Origin of the sequence: Neobacillus drentensis (assembly GCF_036962765.1) — a bacterium.
GTDB classification, from domain to species: Bacteria; Bacillota; Bacilli; order Bacillales; family Cytobacillaceae; genus Neobacillus; species Neobacillus drentensis_C.
Map to the genome: position 1 here is coordinate 1 of NZ_JBALOS010000017.1, position 2861 is coordinate 2861.

General features: G+C 41.5%; 3 protein-coding genes and 1 pseudogene. All 4 read right to left on the reverse strand.

Features of this window, described 5'->3' with window-relative positions; genetic code table 11:
• The coding region (locus V7137_RS03135) for an ArsR/SmtB family transcription factor (protein WP_335696715.1) at window positions 1–259 on the reverse strand (259 nt) is incomplete at its 3' end.
• Between the two features lie 333 nt (window positions 260–592).
• Window positions 593–1147, reverse strand: a complete 555-nt coding sequence (locus V7137_RS03140; RefSeq protein ID WP_026565116.1) for a TetR/AcrR family transcriptional regulator — start codon at window positions 1145–1147, stop codon at window positions 593–595.
• A gap of 105 nt (window positions 1148–1252) precedes the next feature.
• Window positions 1253–2608 carry an MFS transporter gene (locus V7137_RS03145; protein WP_335696716.1) on the reverse strand — a complete coding sequence of 452 codons (1356 nt, stop codon included), beginning with the start codon at window positions 2606–2608 and terminating at the stop codon, window positions 1253–1255.
• 60 nt (window positions 2609–2668) lie between these two features.
• Window positions 2669–2861, reverse strand: a pseudogene (locus V7137_RS03150) (hypothetical protein); the annotation flags it as partial.

Below are 2861 nucleotides of genomic sequence, written 5' to 3' on the forward strand. Positions count from 1 at the left end.
GTAAAGCGGGAGCGTATTGAGCAAGGACTTCTCGTTGTAGACTGTAATATCTGAAGGTTCCCTCTCTGCGAACTGCTAATAATCCGCAATCGAGTAATGGTTTTAAATGATGCGTCAATGTTGAGTTGTTCGGGACTTTTAATTGATTTGCCATTTCTAGGCAAGCTAACTCTGATTGTTGAGTAAGTAATTTTACGATTTGTAAACGAGTCGATTCACCTAGTGCCTTATAGACTTTTACTGCAATATCATCATTCACTGTTAAAAACCTCCTTTCAGCAACCATTATTCCAGTATTTCTAGAAATTTTATATTTAATCAGAGATGCTCTGTCAATTGAGCTGCCATCACAAATATATCTAACAAACAAAGGAACATATAAAGCTATTTTTTTACAGCATAACGCTCCTCCTGAATAATTCCAATTGAATTGTCAATAAACGTAATTTTTTAAAAGTCGATCTATCCATACTTTATATTAAGTTGGCTTGCTCGTTTATGAAATCTGAGTAAAGCGATCAGTATAGTCTACAATTTTATACCAACAACCTTTACTTATTAGTGAAAGTAACGGTTGTTGGTATGTAAGCTGCTATTTATCAGTAAGATTGCTTACTTGTTTCATAAAATCGGCGATAAGGTCCTTTCCAAGCACACGTTGGTATTGAAGAACCCCTTTACCAGCAGCCAAAATCATTAGGGCAAGAGAATCGACATCGACTGAAGATTGAAGGTCACCTTGTTCCTGTATTTCCCGGAGTATATTCGTAATAATTAATAGTTCCTTTTCGCTTATTTCCTTTACCTTTTTCTGCATTGCCTCAGGCAAAGATTCAAAATCTGTTTGTAAGGACGAGATTGGGCAAATGTCATAACATCTAAATCGTTCCATTCTGTCCGTAAAAAAATTCTTTAGCTTCTCTTTTGGCGATATAGAGGCATTGCTATTCGAAAATCTATCCAATCGTTGCATGATCCTATCGGTAATCGCCGCTCCTAGATCCTCCTTTTTCTCAAAATGATAGTGAATGCTTGCCTTTGTGACACCCAGTTGTTTAGAAATGTCATCGTAGCTAAACGCTACATACCCTTTTTGTTGAATTAACTGCATTGCTAAATCTATTATTTGTACTTTTCGATTTTCCATAGTGCAATTTTAACTTACTAATAGGTAAGTGTCAATACCTCCATGATGTTACTGGCCACTTTTTATTTACCAAATCTATTTTTCCTCAATTGTTCATTTATTTCGCTATCTCGCCCGCGCTTTTTCCGTTATGTTACCCCTCGAAGACTCGGACCGACGGACGGATAGCATGTACCAGAGCAGCGTGATTAACGAGAAAATGCATACCGCAATTAAAGTGCCGTACACATTTTCATAGGCACGAACCAGCGAATTCTTTTTTTGAAATTCGAGTAATATACCGCAAACCGCAACGGAAAATGAACCGCCGAAAAACTGGATGAGTTGCATAAATCCCATTCCTGAACCGATCAACTTGTTCGGCAAAATACGTGACGTTTCGTAGTTTAAAGAAGCTAACGTTACAGAGGTCGCAGGCGAGAAGAATAGGTACCCGAGCAAGATGACAGTCGGTGATGTGCCTAGGTCTGCCCAAAAGGCTATCAAAACGAGAACTAAAATCCCATGCCCGAGTATCAGAAACCGCACACTGCCGTACTGGTCGATCCAGCGTCCGATGAAGAACGTGAGAAAGGCTGATAAAACGGCGCCTGGTCCGATAGTAAAGCCGATAGCCAACGGAGATTTGCCAAATAGATTAGCAAGTGCCAGTGGCATTAAAAACAAGTTACCGATATTCAGCACCATAAGGAAGAAACCGACAACAAGGAGTTTCCGGTACATTGGCTTTGCCAAGAGTTCCGGGTTGATAAAAGATTCTTTCGTGCGTTTGAGGTGCCAGACATGGGCAGCAATCGATAACAATCCGGCTGTCAGCCAGACGGCTGAACGTTGCGTTACGGCGGTGAGAAGAGTCACCGCATGGACGACAGTCAGAAAAGCGCCGGTTATATCAAACCGGAAAAGCTTTGGCTCCTCTTTGGGGAGCAGGCGCAGCAGAATCGGGAGAAGAGCAAGCACAAGGCAAGAGACAGCAAATAACCATTTCCAGCCGATGTACTCGCTGATCATCCCACCGACGATTGGCCCGAGGCCAAATGCCATGGCAGTTCCCGCCGAAATCATTGAAATTGCTCTGCCTCGCCTTTCATAAGGAATATACCGGCTGGCTAAAACGAGGCCAAGTCCCGGCATCACGCCTGCGCCGGCGGACTGCGCAATTCGAGCTATTAGCAGAGCTTGAAAATTCGTCGCGAAGATGCCGAATACGGAAGAAAGCCCCAGTATCATGAGTCCAACTGCCAGCAATCTTCGAATAGGCAGGACGTCGGAAAGTCTGCTGAAAATCACCGTTGATAATCCATATCCGATCGAGTAACTTGAAACAATCCACGATCCAAGTGACGCCGAAACCCCGATATCCTTAATGATGCTCGGAATGGAGACGTTAAACATCGTCGTGTTCATCATGACGATGAACAGTCCGAACGTCCATACCGGCATTACGATTTTGTCATTCATATTGTTAGCTCCTATCCGATGTTATTTTTTATTCTTTAAATAAAGTGAATAATTCAATTCTCAACCTTTATTATTCGTCGTTTCAAGTTTAGCTAGGTAATCTCTTAAGAAGCCAATAGAGCGGTTTATATAAATGGGGTCATAATATAGCTTTGTCATCATAAGAGAACCCTCAATTGTGGATATAAATATAGTTGTAAAAGTTTCAGAATCTATTGTAGAAATGATTTCTCCGTTTTTTATCCCCTTTCGA

Bases quoted from the DNA above. Each gene is read 5' to 3' on its own strand.
- V7137_RS03140 (WP_026565116.1), bottom strand. From the start codon at position 1,147: ATGGAAAATCGAAAAGTACAAATAATAGATTTAGCAATGCAGTTAATT.
- V7137_RS03145 (WP_335696716.1), bottom strand. From the start codon at position 2,608: ATGAATGACAAAATCGTAATGCCGGTATGGACGTTCGGACTGTTCATC.